A 15,817-nucleotide genomic window follows, 5' to 3' on the forward strand; every position below is an offset into this window, starting at 1 on the left:
TCTCCCCCCACTACAACTCTCCCCACCTGACAAGCTGCTGCGCGGCGCGCTACGCTGGTCAGGTACTGCTTGACGCTAACTTACTTATGCACTCAGCCTCTGCCGCTTTTCCAGCGCAGCCTTGTTGCCTGCCAATTCTTGCGGCAGATGACGGAAGACGTGGCCATCAATCCGGCCAGCGTGACGGGTAAATACCTGGGAGCGCTGCTGAAGCAATAAACAACACGTCCCGCCACATCCCCCGGTCCAGAATCTTGCCCGGCGGATTTTTCTATGGGAAACTGTTTTCCCGGCCCTGCGGCCATTTCATCCCGAGGGCCGTTTGTCGATCGCATCATCGCTTGTAACATTGGCGCGCCAAGGCATCGCTCTGGCATTGGCTGGCGCCGCACTGCCCGCATGGGCCTGTTCTTGCCCGCTAGACGAACCTGGGCAATTCCTGCACCTGGCGCCGGCCAAGGGCAAACGTCCGCCGTCCGTCACCTTGCCCGCCAATGCCCGCGGCATCCTGTTTCTTCCCGGGCAGTATCCCGATACGCTGGCCAGCGATGAGGACGGCTATTCCATCGTCGCTCCGCCGGTCCCCCTCTCCGCAACGCGCTTCCAACTCCGGGAACGCGGCACGGGCCGCAAGCTGACTCCGGTACTGGTGCGGCTGCATGTGGAAAAGCAGATGGGCTCGCAAGATAAGGGCAGCTTTCTGGCCAATACCGGAATGCAGCAATGCGCAAAGCAAGAACAGCCGCTCACGCCACTCTGCAGCACTCTGGCATCGTTGACTTGGGACTGGTCGAAACAGGAACAGGACGGCCCCAGCGACAAGGTGAAGCGATTTGCCCTACAGCATGGTTTACGCGAGGTCAGTGACGAGGTCAATGCAGCCTACGGCCTGTACCGGGTCGAGGCAGGTGAAGGGTTCAAGCCTGGCAAGGTCTACGATATTGTCTATCGCGACGGCCGACGGCGCCTGACGGCCGAGCTGCGCATGGCAAAAACGCCACTGAATATGGACGGCCAGACACCGTTCACTGTAGGCGTGGACGGTGCAGCCAGGCGAGAAAAGATCCGCATGGCCCGCGGCGGTAGTTGCGACATGCTGGTGACGCTGGCCAGCCAGCCATTGCGCCTGGCGCTGCCACCGGCGTACGAGGCCTATCCAGCACTGCTGATGTACTTCATGCAGGAAAAACTGGAGCAGCGGGACCGGCAGCAATTCTCTGCGGCGGGACGTTTCACGGCATTTCGATATTGGCCCACGGTCTGCACCAAGATCGCTTATGGCAGCAGTTTCCATGGACAGGGACGCGAACTGGCGATCGGTGAATGCCAGGCGCCTGCGCCACGCCAGGTCAAGGCCTACGCGGGCGTACTGGAAGTGGAGGACAGCCTGCATGAGACGGCGCCGTTGGCCATTACCTTTCCCGCAGAAAAGCCTGGGCAATGTCCCAAAATGCTGGACCCGGTCTACCCTATTTATGTCGTGCCGGCCAAGGCCGGCTAGACGCATCGGGCACGCCATAAAAAAACGGCGCGGATTGCTCATGCAATCCGCGCCGTTTCTCCTTTTGCTAGCACCCCAGTCATTGCCGGCGTGTCATTTATCGCACGCCAGTCTTTGCCGGCGTGTTTCTCCCCCCACTACAACTCTCCCACCTGACAAGCTGCTGCGCGATGCGCTACGCTGGTCAGGTGCTGCTTGACGCTAACTTACTTATGCACTCAGCCGCTTTTCCAGCGCAGCCTTGTTGTCTGCTAATTCTTGCGGCAGATGATACGCGAGTTTTTCAAACAATTCCGTATGCAATTTCAATTCTTCCACCCACGCAGCCTTGTCGATCGAGGTGATGGTGTCGAACTGTTCTTGCGTGAATGGCAAGCCATCCCAGTTCAGGTCGCCATACTGCGGCGTCGTGCCGAACAGGTTTTCCACGCCGCCTGCCTTGCCTTCGATGCGGTCCAGCATCCACTTCAGCACGCGCATATTGTCGCCGAAGCCAGGCCAGACGAACTTGCCAGCCTCGTCCGTACGGAACCAGTTGACGCAGTAGATCTTCGGCAGGGCCGCCGGGTTGACTTTGCCTACCTTGACGCCCATGTCCAGCCAGTGCTGGAAGTAATCGCTCATGTTATAGCCGATAAACGGCAACATGGCAAATGGATCGCGGCGCACGACGCCCATCTGGCCCACGGCAGCGGCCGTCGTTTCGGACCCCATTGTGGCAGCCATGTAGACGCCTTCGACCCAGTTGCGCGCTTCGGTGACGAGCGGCACGGTGGTCGAGCGGCGGCCGCCGAAGATGAAGGCCGAGATCGGCACGCCGGCCGGATCGTCCCAAGCCGCGTCGATGACGGGGTTTTGCGTAGCAGCAACAGTGAAGCGCGCGTTCGGATGCGCGGCCTTGGTGCCGGACGCCGGCGTCCAGTCCTTGCCCTGCCAGTCGATCAGGTGGCTAGGCGCTTCCTTCGTCAAGCCTTCCCACCACACGTCGCCATCGTCCGTCAGGGCCACGTTGGTGAAGATGGTGTTGTCGCGCATGGAGGCCATGCAGTTGTAATTGGTTTTTTCGTTGGTGCCCGGCGCCACGCCGAAGTAGCCCGCTTCCGGGTTGATGGCGTACAAACGGCCGTCGGCACCCGGCTTGATCCAGGCGATATCGTCGCCGATGGTCGTCACTTTCCAGCCGTTAAAACTTGCCGGCGGGATCAACATGGCGAAGTTGGTCTTGCCGCAGGCCGACGGGAACGCTGCCGCGACGTAATGCTTCTTGCCTTCCGGCGATTCCACGCCGAGGATCAGCATGTGTTCGGCCAGCCAGCCCGGGTTGTTGTCGGCCGCTTGCGCTTCCTGGTAGCCCATGTTCGAGGCGATGCGCAGGGCGAAGCACTTCTTGCCCAGCAAGGCGTTGCCGCCGTAGCCGGAACCGAAGGACCAGATTTCGCGCGTTTCCGGGAAATGCACGATGTACTTGGTGCTGTTGCACGGCCATTTCACGTCGGCCTGGCCGGCGGCCAGCGGCGCGCCCACGCTGTGCACGCACGGCACGAAGTCGCCATCGGTGCCCAGCACGTCATAGACGGCGCGGCCCATGCGGGTCATGATCTTCATGTTGACGGCGACATACGGCGAATCGGACAGTTCCACGCCGATGTGCGCGATCGGCGAGCCCAGCGGGCCCATCGAGAAGGGCACGACGTACATGGTGCGGCCGCGCATGCAGCCGTCGAACAGGCCGTTCAGGGTGTGGCGCATTTCGCCCGGGTCGGTCCAGTTGTTCGTCGGGCCGGCCGCTTCTTTCGTTGCCGAGCAGATATACGTGCGGTCTTCGACGCGGGCCACGTCGCTCGGGTCGGAGCAGGCCAGGTAGGAATTCGGGCGCTTTTCCGCGTTGAGCTTTTTCATGGTGCCGCTGGCAACCATCTCCGCGCACAGGCGCTCGTACTCTTCCTGCGAGCCGTCGCACCAGTAGATGCGGTCCGGCTTGGTCAGCGCGGCAATGTCGGCCACCCAGTTGATCAGTTTCTGTTGTTTAATATAAGCTGGGACGTTGAGTGCGGCGACGCCACCCATGACGGGCTGATTCATATTACCTCCAATACCAATAAAAGAAATTCTGGTCGTTCCGGCAAGACAGGCAGCATCGTTGAGAGGTGGCTGCGGTCCACGGCCAGCGGCAATCATCACGCTGGCAGGACTCTGGTGTCGTGTCCGCCGCGGCGTTCGCGCCGGCGGCATTTCATCTGGAGCATGCTCCCAGGTTGCAGGAACAGTGTGCGCTTTATTTGCACTTCGTTCAGCAGGAAGTGTCAAAAGTGCCGGCGATTGTACACCCGCAAAACAGCTATTCTCGCAAAAATGTAGGAGAATAGCTTGACTAATGTAGTAGGCTATTCAGCATTTGCCGTATCCTGTTATTTCCCTACCAAATCTTCATTAAAATCGGCCATCTACCATGAAAATTGCCATACTCGATGATTACCAGGATGCCGTGCGCAACCTCGACTGTTTCACATTGCTCGATGGACATGAGGTCAAAGTGTTCAGCAATACGGCGCGGGGCCTGGGCCAGCTGGCCATCCGCCTGGCGCCGTTCGACGCACTGGTGCTGATCCGCGAACGCAGCAGCTTTAACCGGGCGTTGCTGTCGAAATTGCCAAATCTGAAACTTCTTTCGCAGACAGGCAAGGTCAGCGGGCACATCGACGTGGCGGCCGCCACGGAACTGGGCATCGCCATCGCGGAAGGCGTCGGCTCGCCGACGGCACCGGCCGAGCTGACATGGGCGCTGATCATGGCGGCGCAGCGCAAGATCGTGCCGTATGCGCAACATTTACAGGAAGGGCTGTGGCAGACGTCGTCGCTGGAGCCGGCCCGCAACACCTTGGGCACGGTGTTGAAAGGGCGCACCCTGGCGATCTGGGGCTATGGCAAGATCGGCCAATTGATCGCCGGCTACGGCCGCGCCTTCGGCATGAACATCCTCGTGTGGGGCAGCGAAGCGAGCCGCGCGGCGGCCGTGGCGGCCGGCGACACGGCGGCGGCATCGCGCGTAGCGTTCTTCGAGCAGGCAGATGTGCTGAGCCTGCACCTGCGCCTGTCCGACAAGACACGGGGCCTGGTGACGGCCGAGGACCTGGCGCGCATGCGGCCGGGCGCCCTGTTCGTCAACACCAGCCGCGCCGAACTGGTGCAGGAAGGGGCGCTGGAAGCGGCGCTGCAGGCGGGGCGTCCGGGCGCGGCCGCGCTGGACGTGTTCATGGAGGAACCGTTGCCGCCCACCTCGCCGCTGTTGCTGTTGCCGAACGTGCTGGCCACGCCACACCTGGGCTACGTCGAGCGTGACAGCTATGAACTGTATTTCCGCTACGCCCTGCAAAACATCGTCGATTTCGAGCGGGGGCAATGCACGCGCCTGCTCAATCCCGAGGTGCTGGCGCATGCGCGGCAAGGCGCTCAGGAGCGCTGAAAGCCCTTGATCAGGTCGGGTTCGCCCGTGATGCGGATGGCGGGCGCGGGCAGCACGTGCCGGCCGCGCCACAGGCCGGCCCAGCCGGGCGGCCAGGCGATGGCGGGCCCGCCGTACGGCGCCACGCCGGCGCGCACGGCGACCACGGGCACGGGCGGCATGTCGGGCAAGGGTTCGCCCTCGTTGCCCTGCATGTCCAGGCTGTACATATAGTCGGGCAGCAGCGCATCGCAGACGCGGCCAAACCACTCGGTGTGGTCGTCGTCGCGCCCCAGCGCCTGCGCCAGCCCCTGCGGGTCGAAACGGGCCAGCGCGTCGATCAGCTCGCCGGTGGAAGCGCCGGGCGAGTCGCCCCAGCCCATCACGGGATTGACGTTGTAGTCGGCGCCCGAGCCATACCAGCCTTCGCGCCAGGGCCGCTGCATCCAGTCGCGCGGCCCCGTGAACAGATGCCAGCGCCAGTGCAGGCCCGACGGTTTCGGCCAGGAATACAGATACAGCTTTTGGTAGCCCGCCTGGTGCAGTTCGCGCACCATGGCCATCAGGCGCGCGTGCGGCATGCGGTCGGGCGGCGCGCGGCGAAACAGGATCGCCTCGCCATCGGCGAACTGCACGTCGTCCGTGGACAGGTTCAGGTCCAGGGTGCGCGCCTCGCTGCCGAAACGGGCCGCGATCCAGCCCGTCAGCAGATTGACGGACGTGATCACCCCGTAACCGCGGTGGCGGTGAAAAATGACGGTGCCGGGAGCGAGCGCTTTCATACGGGAATGTCGGGCCGGTGGGCGAACAAAGAAACTAGTGTACTCACAGATGGCAGAATTTTCCAGACGCGGATCGCATCGGGTCCGCCATTCACGCAATTGTGCCAATCCACGATATCATGCCCGTCATTCTCCACTGACATCGTGACCACATCATGACTTTGCGCATACTCGCCACCGGCGGCACCTTCGACAAACACTACAACGAATTGAACGGCACCCTGGGCTTTTCCGACAGTCATTTGCCGGCCGCCATCGCCCGTGCACGCATGACGGCACCCGTGGCGCTGGAGCAATTGCCGCTGCTCGACTCGCTCGACATGCAGGACGGCGACCGCCAGCGCGTGCTGGCCTCGTGCCGCGCGGCGCAGGAAAAAGCCATCGTCATCATCCACGGCACCGACACCATGCGCGAAACGGCGCAAGTGCTGGGCGCGGCCAACCTGCAGCAGACGGTGATCCTGACGGGCGCCATGATCCCCTACGAAATCGACAATTCCGACGCCCTGTTCAACCTGGGCTTCGCCTGCGGCGTGGCGCAAACCTTGCCGGCCGGCGTGTACGTGGCCATGAATGGCCAGATCTTTGCCTGGGACAATGTGCAGAAGAACCGCGCCGCCGGCGTATTCCAGCCGCTGTAAAGGCCGTCAGAATGCAATTGCGCTGCGGCAATGTCGCAGCGCTACAACAGAAGAGCGCGGCAATATTTATAGAAAGATCAAGAATCCGGCGCTTAATTTCCATGTGGAAATTATAAAAGTAAAAAAACAATATATTTGTTCATAATTGCAATTTTTTCCTGCGCTTCAATGCTATATTTGACTCATCGACCAACCCCACCTGGGATTCCATCATGACCATGCGCAAACCGGCTGTACCACTGTTCCAACTGGGCGCCATTGCCGCCGCGTTTGCCCTGAGCGGCGCTGCCCACGCAACGACCGACCTGACAAATGAATACACGGTCACGGCCACGACCACCGCTGCCGGCGCGAATACGTGGACCTTCGATTACAGCGTCCTGAACAATAATCAGGGCATCGGCGGCCAGACCGGCCTCGACGGCTTCACGATTTTCGTTCCCGTGTCCGCTACCCTGGTCGCCTCCACCGCGCCCGCCCCCTTCAACGGAGCACCCGGCTTCTGGTCGCAAGGCAGCAGCAGCCAGCTGGACCTGGGCGGCAACGGCTCGCAAAACCTGGTCGCGCCCGCAGGCTATGCCGCCTACACCTGGTGGGGCCAGAACACGCAATCCGTGTACACCCCGGGTTCGACCGCCAACTTCAGCATTACCTTGAGCAATGTTGCCGTCGGTAGCAATACGGTCGGTGTCAGCACCTACTTCGGCTACGGCGCCGCTACTGCCCAATCTGCCAGCAACCAGTATGGCAATTACTCTACCTTTACCGGTACTTTCGCTTCACCGGTGGCCGCAGTGCCTGAACCGGAAACATACGCCATGCTGCTGGCCGGCCTCGGCCTGGTCGGCTTCATGGCCCGCCGCAGAAAGTCAGGCAAGCACGCCGCCTGATTTCCACTCTGTAGCACCTCGACAAGCCCGCGTTCAGCGGGCTTTTTTTTACATTTTTTTACGTCGCACAAATTCTGCACGGCCACTCTTTGCGGCAAATTATTATTGGTAAAACATGAAATTGCCAACATAATAATTTTATGTTGTAAAAAAACACCAGTAATCATTTTTAAAAACGATGATTTTTAGAAATTAAAAATCGTCATTTGACAATTAAAATAAATATTCTTCAGTATCTTCAATTTATTGCCAAATACGACACGGTTGTCGTCCATTTTTTCTTGCTGAGACGACATAATGTTTGCCTCGACAAGTAAAAAGTGCATTTATAACAATATTGCGCTAAGTAGTCTTCCACCTCCCCCAGACGTGGTCCCGCCTACCGTACACAGCTCCGCACGTCATTTATCCGATGGCGATGCTGATGCTCGTGTACCGCTTGTCGTTATTAAAACTACTACGGAGTAATTGTTACAATGGCATTCAAAGAAAAAATTGGCGTGCGTAGCGTGCGCCTGGCCCTGACCGTACTGGCAGGCAGCGTCTTGTTCTCTGGCCAATCCATGGCAGAAGAAGCAATTCAAAAAGTGGAAATTACCGGTTCCAGCATCAAGCGTATCGCTGTGGAAGGCGCATTGCCTGTGCAACGCCTGACGCAAGAAGCCATCGCCCGCACGGGCGCCAATACCGTGGCTGACCTGGTACAAAGCCTGCCAGCCATGCAAGGTTTCACCATCGGCGCCGTTGCTGCCGGTTCCAACTCGGGTGGCCGCACCAGCGCGTCGATCCATGACATCGGCGAAAGCTACACCCTGGTCCTGCTGAACGGCCGCCGCATCGCGCCACAAGGCTCGGGCACCTCCGTCAACCTGAACGCCATTCCGATGAGCGCGGTTGAACGTGTCGAGATCCTGACCGACGGCGCTTCGGCCCTGTACGGCTCGGACGCCATTGCCGGCGTCATCAACTTCATCCTGAAGAAAAACGTCCAAGGCGGCACCCTGGAAGCCACCTACGGCGGTCCGGAAGACAAGGGCGGCAACGCCTGGAACACCAACGTGACCTACGGCTTCGGCGACCTGGACGAAGACCGCTTCAACGTGCTGGTATCGTACCGCCACGACGAGCAATCGAAACTGAAGGCAACGGACCGCTCGTTCGCCCGTTCGTCGTACATTCCTGTCAGCTACGGCGGCAAGAACTACATCTATGACCGCACCAGCCCGTCGACAGCACCTGGCAACGCCACCGTCGCCTTCAAGAACAGCACCGCCAACCCGCAACTGCAGTTCAACCCCTTCCTGGCGGCCAACGGCAATTGCGGCCCGACCAACTACGTCACGGCCACCAACGCTGCGGTATGCGGCTTCGATGGCGGCTCGACCGTTGAAATCGTTCCGGAATCGAAACGCGACAGCCTGTTCTCGCGCGGTACCTACAAACTGACGGAAAACCTGAATGCGTTTGCCGAAGTTGCCCTGTCGCGCTACGACCTGACGGCACGTATCGCCGCCAACCCGGTGCCGATCAGCATCGCCAAGGATAGCGCGCTGTACAACCAGTACGTACGCCCAGGCCTGACGCAAGCACAGCATGACGATGTGAAAACCGTCACCGCCAACTACCGCATGGTCGACTGGGGCACCCGCGCCAGCAACACCATCACCGACACCAAGCATTTCGTCGTCGGCGTGGAAGGCGAAGTGGGCGACTGGAACGTGGAATCGGCCCTGACCTGGTCGCAAAACGCGATCGACGAGCGCTATGTGGGCGGCTATGCCAAGAACGCCGAGTTCAAGGCCATGCAAAACAACCCATTGTTCAACCCGTTCGTACCGGCTGGCAACGCTTCGCCAGCACTGCAGAACCTGATCAACAATTCGCAATTCAACGGTTCGATCCGCACGGCATCGACCACCATGCGCGGTATCGATGCGCACGGTTCGCGTGAACTGTTCACCCTGCCAGGCGGCAAGGCCAATATCGGTATCGGCGGCGACTACCGCGAATACAAATATGAGCAAACGCCATCGAACGGCGCGACCAGCGACACGATCTACAACTACAACACGGCTGCACGCTACGATCTGAGCCGCGAAACCTACGGCGTCTTCGCCGAGTTGCTGGCACCGATCACCAAAACCGTGGAAGTTAGCCTGGCCGGCCGTTACGACACCATCACCAAGATCGACAATGGTGTTGTGAACAAGACCATCGGCAAGGACCAGAGCGCCAGCACCTACAAAGTGACGGCACGCTGGCAGCCAGTGCAGCAAGTACTGCTGCGCGGTTCCTACGGCACGGGCTTCAAGGCACCGAGCATGCTGGACATCGGCCAGCCCCTGGTTAACAACGGCTTCACGGCCAAACCATGGGATTGCCCATTCCCAGGCAGCGATCTGTGCCGCGGCAAAGCCCAGCAGTACAACCAGTTGGCAGGCGGTAACGAAAACCTGAAACCGGAAAAATCGAAGCAGTACACCGTTGGTTTCCGTATCGAACCTAGCTCGGCATTCTCGTTCGGCGCCGACCTGTGGGACGTGAAGATCACCGACGCGGTTTCGGCAGTGAGCGAAACCCAGGCGTTCGGCAACCCGACGCTGTACAAAGACCTGTTCGGCACCTACACCGAGCCATCGACCGGCAATACCTACTTTGCGTTCAAGTCGCTGTCGATGAACATCGGCCAGACGCATAACCGTGGTATCGACTGGGACATGACGGGTCGCCACCGCTTTGACTTCGGTAACTTCACGGCCAACCTGAGCGGCACCCACATGCTCAAGGCTGACTACACCGTGCCAGGCACCAAGAATCAGTGGACGACCAACATGAACTACTTCGGCATCACCGATGCCGTCACGTTCCGTAACTTGATCAAGCTGAACATGAGCCTGGAATCGGGCAAACTGACCAGCACCATGGTTGTCAGCTATCGCAACGGCTACACCGATGCAGCCGCGTCGGTACTGAACGTCGATACCAAGAAACTGGAAACGATCCGCCTGCAAGTGCCGTCGTACACCACCGTCGACCTGCAAGGCCGCTATGCCTTCAGCTCGGCGCTGACCCTGCGCGCTGGCATCAAGAACCTGTTTGACCGTGAACCGCCGCTGTCGCTGCGCGCTTCGTCGGGCCACCAGGTCGGCTTCGATCCACGCTACGCAGATCCAATGATGCGTTCGGTTTACTTCACCGGCAGCTACAAGTTCTAATTTGACGTCATAAATTAGCTTGTCCTGAAAGCGCCTTGCACTTCACCGTGCAAGGCGCTTTTTTTCTGCCTCTCGCCAGGCGGTAGGCGAAAAAAAAGGAGCCGAAGCTCCTTTTTCGTACCGATATGACTACGTTTACGCAGTCGCTTCGCCGCCCAGCGCTTCCACCACGTCGGCCATCAGCTTGCTCAGCTCGCCCGTCATCAGCATCAGGTCGCCGTCGAAACGCTCTTCGTCGTTCTTCGTGCTCGATTCCGTTTCCTTGATCACGTCCAGCGGCTTGACGCTCTTGATGGCCAGCGACTCCGTCAGCACGAAGGAAATTTTATCGTTCCACGTCATGGCCAGGCGCGTGCACTGCTTGCCGGCCGCGATGTGGCGGCGCACGTCGTCCGCTTCCAGGGTGTGGCGCACGTAGCGCACGGTGGCCTTGCTCTCGCCCGTGGCGCGCAATTCCGTGTCCATGTCGACCGTGAAGCCGGCCGGCGCGTCGTCCGCCTGCAGCCACTCCGTCATCACCGCCACGGGCGAGCGCTGCACGCGCAGGCTTTCCAGCGGCAGCTTGTCCACGGCTTTCAACAGCAGCTTGATGACTTCATCGGCTTTCGCAGGGCTGGCCGCATCGATCACCAGCCAGCCATTGACGGGGTCGATCCACGTCCAGACGTTGCTGCGGATACTGAAGGCGCGCGGCAGCAGCTCGTCGGCCACGCGCTCCTTCAATTCCTTCATGGCTTTCTTGCCGGGCGCAAAGCCTTGCGCTTCTTCCATCTCGGCCGCGCGGGCCTTGGCCACCTGGTTGATGACGGTGGCTGGCAGCAATTTCTTTTCCGTGCCCAGCAGGATCAGCATCTGCTTGTTGACCACGTGGACCAGGCCGCCGTTCGGGCGTGGCGTATCCCAGCCCTGGCGCATCAGATCCATGCTGGTCGCCGGCGTAAATTTGTTCGAGGACAAGGCCTCTTCCAGTTGTTCTGGCGTGTAAGCCCACGGTGCGGGCAGGCGGTAAATCTGAAGATTCTTGAACCACATAGTTTTTGTCTTCCGTTTGTTTCAGTAGTGCCAGGGGAACGCCATTCTACACTTTCGACATGCAATTGCCGTCAAAAGCGCGCTCTGGCGCGGTGTGTGTCTTGCAAGGGGTGAAGCTACAGGGCGGGGAACAGCTCCGCCTGGGCCGGTGGCTGCCGCGTGACGACGGCCGGGTCGGACAAGGTCGAGATGCGCACGCCCAGCAGGCGGATTTTTTTCTCGAACGGCACGCGACGCAGGCAGTCGCGGCTGGCGCGCAGGATGGCGGCCGCATCCGCCGTGGCGCTGGGCAGGGTGACGTCGCGCGTGACGGTGCTGAAATCCTCGAAGCGCAACTTGATGCCCACCGTGCGCCCCGCCAGCGACTGTTTATCCAGGTCGCCCGCCACGCGCGTGCACAGGCTTTCCAGCTTTTCCGACAGGGTGGCGCGGTCGCGCACCACCTGCAAGTCGCGCTCGAACGTCGTTTCGCGGCTGACGGACTTGGTTTCCCGGCTCGTCTGCACGGGACGCTCGTCAATGCCCAGCGCCGCCTGGCGCAGCCAGCCCGTGTACAGGTCGCCGAACTGCGTGCGCAGCATGGCCGGGTCGGCTTGCGCCAGTTCGCCGATGGTGATGATGCCCAAGGCTTCCAGCTTGGCCGTCGCCTTCGGGCCGATGCCGTTGATCTTTTTGGCCGGCAAGGGCCACACGCGCGTGGCGATATCCTCGGGCGACAAAATGGTCAGGCCGTCCGGCTTTTCCAGGTCGGAACAGATTTTCGCCAGCAATTTGTTGGGCGCCAGGCCGATCGAGCACGACAGGCCCGTCGCCTCGAACACGGCCGCCTTCAGGCGCGCCGCCATGGCCGGCGCCTGCTCGCCGTGTTCCGTCAGGTCGACATAGATCTCGTCGATGCCGACGTTCTGGATGATGGGGCACAGATGGGCCACGGCTTGCTTGAAGCGGGCCGAATACTCGCGGTACGCCTCGAAATCGGCGGGCAGCAAGATGCTGTCCGGCGCCAGTTTCGCCGCCTTCATGATGCCCATGGCGGAAAACACGCCGAAGGCGCGCGCCGCGTAGGTGGACGTGGTGACGACGCCGCGTCCCACGTAGTCGCGCATGCGCGCAAACTGCCGCGTGCCGTCCATCTGCAGCACGGGCTGCTGCAGGCGGCCGCCGCCGATGACGACGGCTTCGCCGCGCAATTCCGGATATTTCAGCAGCTCCACCGAGGCAAAAAAGGCATCCATGTCCAGGTGCGCAATCCAGCGGCGCGCTTCAGTGGGGGTAGGGGCAGATGGAGTCAAAAACACCTCGCGGCGGGTCGGCTTGCCTGGATTGGGCAAGATACTGTGCATGCATACAGTATTACCGGAAATGCGCCCGGATGCAAGGTGAAACGCATGGGCTGCCGTGATGGGACACGGCGGTTGCTTTTCTCAATAGCAAGATTACAATCCTGACACAACTATTCAAAGGAGTTGCCTTGTCTACAGCACATCATGCCTTGCGCCGCCTGGCCGTCTGCTCATCCATCCTGCCGGCCCTGCTGCTGCCCACGCTGGCGCCATCCGCGCTGGCCGCCGACGCCGCCACCACCCTCGCCACCGCGCCCGTCGCGCCGGTGGCCGCCAGGACCGCCTGGCAGGAAACCCGCCATGGCACGGTCGTCACGGACGACTACCGCTGGCTGCAAAAAAAGACCGATCCTGCCGTGATCGACTACCTGAATGCGGAAAACGCCTACACGGCGGCCGTCACGGCCCCGATCCAGCCGCTGGCCGACAAGCTGACTGCGGAAATCAAGGGCCGCATGCAGGAAGTGGACCTGTCCGTGCCTGTGCGCATAGGCAACTTTTACTATTACACGCGCACGGAAGCGGGCAAGCAGTACCCGCTCAACTGCCGCCGCCCCGTCGGCGCGAACGGCGCCTATGATGCCGGCGCCGCCGAGGAAATCCTGCTGGACCAGAACCAGCTGGCCGACGGCCACAAGTTCTTTGCCGTGCGCGCCTTCAGCGTCAGCCCGAACGAGCAGCTGCTGGCCTACACCACCGACACGACGGGTTTCCGCCAGTACGAGCTGCATGTCAAGGATCTGAAGACGGGCAAGCTGCTCGCCGATGCCATGCCGCGCGTCACGTCGCTTGCCTGGGCGGCGGACAACGCCACCCTGATGCTGGCCCAGGAAGACGCCACCACCAAGCGCTCGGACCGCCTGTTCCGCCTGGCCCTGGGCGGCACGCCGCAACAGGTGTACCACGAGCCGGTGGAGCAGTTCGCCATCAACGTGGGCCGCACGCAGGACAAGCGCTTCTTCGTGCTCACCTCGGGCAGCACGGATACGAGCGAAGTGCTGCTGTTGCCGACCAGTACGCCCGAAGGCAGTTTCCGCAGCGTGCTGCCGCGCGAAAAAGGCCACCGCTACAGCGTCGAGCACCGCGACGGCCTGCTGTACATCGTCACCAACAAGGACGCGAAGAATTTCCGCATCGTCAGCGCACCCCTGTCCACGCCCCAGCCGAAGCACTGGAAGAGCGTCGTGCCGCACAACAAGGATGCCGTCATCCAGTCCATCGATCTCTTCCAGGGCTACCTGGTGGTGATGGAAAAGACGCGCGCCCTGAACCGCGCGCGCATCTTTGATTTTGCGCACAAGAACTGGAAAACCGTGCAGTTCGACGATGCCGTCTACCTGGCCACGGCGGCCGGCACACCGGAGTATTCCGCCACGCAATTTCGCATGTCCTACCAGTCGCCCGTCACGCCGCCCACCGTCATCGACGTCAACATGCAAGATGGCAAGCGCACGGTGCTGAAACAGCAGGAAATCGTCGGCGGCTTCGACGGCAGCCGCTACACGACGCAGCGCCTGTGGGTGAAGGCGCGCGACGGCGTGCAGGTGCCGCTGTGGGTCGTCTACAAGAAAGGCGTCAAGCTGGACGGCTCCGCGCCGCTGCTGCTGTACTCGTATGGCTCGTACGGCATCTCGACGGAAGCGAGCTTTGGCCTGGCCCGCCTGAGCCTGCTGGACCGGGGCGTCATCTATGCCCAGGCGCACATCCGCGGCGGCACGGACATGGGCGAAGCGTGGCATGAAGACGGCATGCTGATGAAGAAGAAAAACACCTTCAATGACTTCATCGACAGCGCCGACTACCTGGTGCGCGAAAAATGGACGAGCCCGAACCGCCTCATCATCCAGGGCGGCAGCGCCGGCGGCCTGCTGATGGGCGCCGTCGTCAACATGCGTCCCGAGCTGTTTCACGCCGTGCACGCGGCCGTGCCCTTCGTCGACGTGATGAATACCATGATGGACGCCAGCCTGCCGCTGACGACGGGCGAATACCTGGAATGGGGCGACCCGAACCAGAAGGCGGCCTACGACTACATGCTCAGCTACTCGCCCTACGACAACATTGCGCGCAAGAATTATCCTGCCATGCTGGTGACGACGGGCCTCAACGACAGCCAGGTCATGTACTGGGAACCGGCGAAATATGTGGCCAAGCTGCGCGCCTACAAGACGGACAGCAATCCCCTGCTGCTGAAAACGAATATGGGCGCCGGCCACGGCGGCGCCTCGGGCCGCTACAACGCCATCGCCGAGAATGCCTTCAATCTGGCGTGGATGTTGTCGCAGTGGAATATCACGGAATAGGCGTCCGAAGACACCCCAGGGCAGCGTGACCGTGCCTCGCCCTGGCCTTTTTGCAGACGCTCCCGACCGCGTTCAGGCAATAATGTGAAAAAAGCGCTTGCAGAAGGATTTTTCCCGTCCTATAATAGCGCCTCTTCCAGACGTGGTGACAAACGTCGGGATGGTTTTCTGAGACAAGCAATGGGTGCTTAGCTCAGTTGGTAGAGCGGCGCCCTTACAAGGCGTAGGTCGGGAGTTCGAGCCTCTCAGCACCCACCAAATCAGAAAACTGTCCAGTGCTTCATGGATCAGCAATACAGATCATACGAGCTTGGAGTGGTAGTTCAGTTGGTTAGAATACCGGCCTGTCACGTCGGGGGTCGCGGGTTCGAGTCCCGTCCGCTCCGCCAATAAAGGTTCTCTGAACCGAAGGGCTTTTCCCATTTCAGCGTCGAAAAACACGTCGCCCCTCCCCCGCATGAACATTTTTGCGCTTTTCAGCAAAAAAACCGCTTTTATCGCCAAGAATAGTTGCACAAGCGGCAGAGCGCCCCCTATAATAGTGCCTCTTCCAGACGTGGTGACAAACGTCGGGATAGTTTTCTGGGTATGCGGGTGCTTAGCTCAGTTGGTAGAGCGGCGCCCTTACAAGGCGTAGGTCGGGAGTTCGAGCCTCTCAGCACCCACCA

At 60.8% G+C, this 15,817-nt stretch carries 10 protein-coding genes and 3 tRNA genes; 9 read left to right on the plus strand and 4 right to left on the minus strand.

The window, feature by feature from the left end; all coding sequences use genetic code 11:
* Positions 1–322 precede the first annotated feature (322 nt).
* Positions 323–1,501 carry a hypothetical protein gene (locus EBS11_RS10465; protein ID WP_290602573.1) on the plus strand — a complete coding sequence of 393 codons (1,179 nt, stop codon included), beginning with the start codon at positions 323–325 and terminating at the stop codon, positions 1,499–1,501.
* Between the two features lie 210 nt (positions 1,502–1,711).
* Here EBS11_RS10465 and EBS11_RS10470 read toward each other — a convergent pair whose 3' ends face one another.
* Positions 1,712–3,583 carry a phosphoenolpyruvate carboxykinase (GTP) gene (locus tag EBS11_RS10470; RefSeq protein ID WP_290602575.1) on the minus strand — a complete coding sequence of 624 codons (1,872 nt, stop codon included), beginning with the start codon at positions 3,581–3,583 and terminating at the stop codon, positions 1,712–1,714.
* 367 nt (positions 3,584–3,950) lie between these two features.
* On the opposite strand from EBS11_RS10470, the gene EBS11_RS10475 reads away from it, so the two are divergent.
* On the plus strand, positions 3,951–4,964 hold the full coding sequence (locus tag EBS11_RS10475) for a D-2-hydroxyacid dehydrogenase family protein (protein WP_290602576.1): 1,014 nt from the start codon (positions 3,951–3,953) through the stop codon (positions 4,962–4,964).
* On the opposite strand, the gene EBS11_RS10480 is transcribed toward EBS11_RS10475, so the two are convergent.
* On the minus strand, positions 4,952–5,725 hold the full coding sequence (locus EBS11_RS10480) for an L-asparaginase (RefSeq protein ID WP_290602578.1): 774 nt from the start codon (positions 5,723–5,725) through the stop codon (positions 4,952–4,954). The genes EBS11_RS10475 and EBS11_RS10480 overlap by 13 nt on opposite strands.
* A gap of 155 nt (positions 5,726–5,880) precedes the next feature.
* On the opposite strand from EBS11_RS10480, the gene EBS11_RS10485 reads away from it, so the two are divergent.
* The 3 genes from EBS11_RS10485 to EBS11_RS10495 all read left to right on the plus strand — a co-directional run bounded on the left by EBS11_RS10485 (position 5,881) and on the right by EBS11_RS10495 (position 10,471).
* Positions 5,881–6,366, plus strand: coding sequence for an asparaginase domain-containing protein (locus EBS11_RS10485; RefSeq protein WP_076569350.1), 486 nt, complete (start codon positions 5,881–5,883; stop codon positions 6,364–6,366).
* Positions 6,367–6,578: 212 nt separating this feature from the next.
* On the plus strand, positions 6,579–7,256 hold the full coding sequence (locus EBS11_RS10490) for an FxDxF family PEP-CTERM protein (protein ID WP_290602580.1): 678 nt from the start codon (positions 6,579–6,581) through the stop codon (positions 7,254–7,256).
* 563 nt (positions 7,257–7,819) lie between these two features.
* Positions 7,820–10,471 (plus strand): TonB-dependent receptor, encoded by a 2,652-nt coding sequence (locus tag EBS11_RS10495; protein WP_290602582.1) that lies wholly within the window; start codon positions 7,820–7,822, stop codon positions 10,469–10,471.
* A 135-nt stretch (positions 10,472–10,606) separates the two neighbouring features.
* Here the strand turns inward: EBS11_RS10495 and EBS11_RS10500 are convergent, their stop codons facing one another.
* Positions 10,607–11,503 carry a recombination-associated protein RdgC gene (locus tag EBS11_RS10500; RefSeq protein ID WP_290602584.1) on the minus strand — a complete coding sequence of 299 codons (897 nt, stop codon included), beginning with the start codon at positions 11,501–11,503 and terminating at the stop codon, positions 10,607–10,609.
* Positions 11,504–11,619: 116 nt separating this feature from the next.
* Positions 11,620–12,846: a DNA polymerase IV gene (dinB, locus tag EBS11_RS10505; protein WP_290602585.1), complete on the minus strand. Its 1,227-nt coding sequence runs from the start codon at positions 12,844–12,846 to the stop codon at positions 11,620–11,622.
* Between the two features lie 128 nt (positions 12,847–12,974).
* Here dinB and EBS11_RS10510 point away from each other — a divergent pair, with 128 nt between their 5' ends.
* The 4 genes from EBS11_RS10510 (at position 12,975) to EBS11_RS10525 (ending at position 15,817) form a co-directional block, all read left to right on the plus strand.
* Positions 12,975–15,149 carry a S9 family peptidase gene (locus EBS11_RS10510; RefSeq protein WP_290602586.1) on the plus strand — a complete coding sequence of 725 codons (2,175 nt, stop codon included), beginning with the start codon at positions 12,975–12,977 and terminating at the stop codon, positions 15,147–15,149.
* A 182-nt stretch (positions 15,150–15,331) separates the two neighbouring features.
* Positions 15,332–15,407, plus strand: a tRNA-Val gene (locus EBS11_RS10515).
* A gap of 54 nt (positions 15,408–15,461) precedes the next feature.
* Positions 15,462–15,538 (plus strand) — tRNA-Asp (locus EBS11_RS10520).
* Between the two features lie 203 nt (positions 15,539–15,741).
* Positions 15,742–15,817, plus strand: a tRNA-Val gene (locus EBS11_RS10525).

The sequence above is a fragment of the Janthinobacterium sp. genome (genome assembly GCF_009923995.1).
GTDB lineage: Bacteria > Pseudomonadota > Gammaproteobacteria > Burkholderiales > Burkholderiaceae_D > Janthinobacterium.